Genomic DNA, 2,097 nt, shown 5'->3' on the forward strand with positions numbered 1-2,097 from the left:
TACCCAGGCAGATCGACGCGCCGGCAAATCGTTGCTATATCCAAGCCGCAAGTCGGGCGATTTGGATAGGTCGCCCGAATTATTCGCGTCAACGCTTCCTTATCCAATTTGCGGAGTTTAAGTATCATCATCGACTTGCGTCTCTCTTACTCTCGATTGCACCGATGTCGGCGACCCTCACCTCTTACCTTGGCGCCATCTCGCGCCGGTGCGGCTAGGGGGTGGCCGCCGATTGTTCCTGTTCGCCAAGCGTCGGAAATGGCGTGATCGACCAACTAATTAAGTCGACGGCACGCTGAAGTGTCGCCTCGGTTTGAGCCCGGCTGGGTGAAGCGGCTGTGACGTGTCCGATAGTGTCTAGGTAATCGCCTTTCCTGACGATCGGCGTCTTGGGTTTAACATACAATTTGACCTCGACGACACCTGACACAGCAGCCGCCCGACTGTCGCCATCGATCCAACCGAGGGTGCCATCGCGATCAGGAGCTAGGTACCGCGTGGCCGCAGTATGCGAGTGCCTCTTGCGCAAATCGCATTTGTCACCGATGACAAGCTTGATGTGCTCGGTGATGGGATCGACACCGTAAGCCAGCTGAATCCGTTGAGGAGCGTTCCCACCCGGAAGACGCGGATTGACTTCAATGACGACTGGGCCAAGCTTCGTCCACCGGAGTTCAATGTTCGTTGGCCCCCAGCCCAGGCCGAGAGCTTGCAAACAGCTCAGCGAAACATCGGCGATACGTTTATGCTCGTCATCGGTCAGCGGGGCCGGAGAGGCGCACTCACGAAAGACGAAATGCGGTGGGGGGCCGAAGTCAGCGGCGGAAATCCCAATGACCTCATTTCCCATTATGTCAGCTCTATAGTATGGACCCTGTGCGAATTCTTCGACCAGTATCCTCGGCGAGGACCGCCATATGTGCTTCCCGCCCAACAGATAGGTCGTATGTTCGGCTAGCTCGTCGACGTTGCGGCACAATCGGACACCGCTGCTGCCGCTGCCTACGGCTGGCTTGAGAATCACCGGAAGGCCGATCTCCGCGGCAGAGCTTTCTACCTCCGGCGCATTCGCTGCCACGCGATAAGCAGGTATTGGAACGCTGCCTTCTGCCAGGAGCTGACGTTGAACGAATTTGTCGCAGCACCGTTCAACGGATTCAGGGTTCGGCCCCGGTAGATCGAAATGCCGGCAGAGCTTGCCAACTGTCGCATAGACCTCCTCCTCAGCGGCCGTAATGCCGGCGATCTCATAGGTCGCACGCAGCCGGGAACATTCGTGGATCAGCGCATCGAGATTGTTCGTATCGACACGGATTGCCTCAAGCCTTTCCGGCGCATGATAGTCGTAGCGAGCTGGATCAGTCGACAGGGTAATTGGATGAAGACCAAGACGCCGAGCCGCTTTGACGTAAAGCGGACCATTGACCCTTGTACCTTCAACCAGGATGAGCGCTCTTCTTGCCATTGGCGGTGACCCTCCGTTGCGTGCTATGCGGCGGTCTGAGCCTAAACAGGCGTCGGCTTTATAAGTGCCGGACCTCAGACCTTGCGGTGAAGGTAACATTGTCAGCGATCTGCGATTGCAAAGACTCTTTAAATTTGTTTGAAGGATCCGTTACAAGGTTTTGGTTACCCGCGGTGTGGTACGGAGCGTCTCGACGAATTTCGGAGGGTTGCGATGTTCAAGGGACGACCTCTCTCCTAGCCCGTCCGTCCTATTCATGAGCCTTGTGGTTCGAGCGCCGTTTAGCGTTTGGTCATGCAGGTGTGAGGCGTCTATTTCACCGCAGTTGAGACTGGACTGTGGAACGCGCTGGAGGGTCAAGGTTTGGGTTCGGCGGGGCTTTGACGCCCCGGCGCTCATGGTACTGCGGGCTGCAGCGTGAGAGCGATTTGTCGGAACAGGCTGGCCTCGGGACAGGCGGCGGCGAAGGCCAGGCGGATGCGCGAGACGGTTTCGATGACGCGGGCGCCGAGCTTGAGGAGCCTGAGCCACCTTGTTGCCGGGCAATCCGAAGAGGTAGTCGAGCGCATTGTTCTCGCACCAGGCCATGACCTGCGCCCGGCCATAGTGGCCGTCGCCGCGGACCAGGATGC

General features: G+C 58.1%; 1 protein-coding gene and 1 pseudogene. Both read right to left on the reverse strand.

Going from position 1 to position 2,097, the window contains the following annotated elements; all coding sequences use genetic code 11:
- Positions 1-214 precede the first annotated feature (214 nt).
- On the reverse strand, positions 215-1,465 hold the full coding sequence (locus tag NKI29_RS33255) for an ATP-grasp domain-containing protein (protein WP_352798685.1): 1,251 nt from the start codon (positions 1,463-1,465) through the stop codon (positions 215-217).
- A 395-nt stretch (positions 1,466-1,860) separates the two neighbouring features.
- Positions 1,861-2,004 (reverse strand): annotated as a pseudogene (locus tag NKI29_RS33260) (IS1380 family transposase); the annotation flags it as partial.
- Positions 2,005-2,097: the final 93 nt, after the last annotated feature.

The organism is Mesorhizobium sp. M0678 (genome assembly GCF_040320505.1).
Taxonomy (GTDB): Bacteria; Pseudomonadota; Alphaproteobacteria; order Rhizobiales; family Rhizobiaceae; genus Mesorhizobium.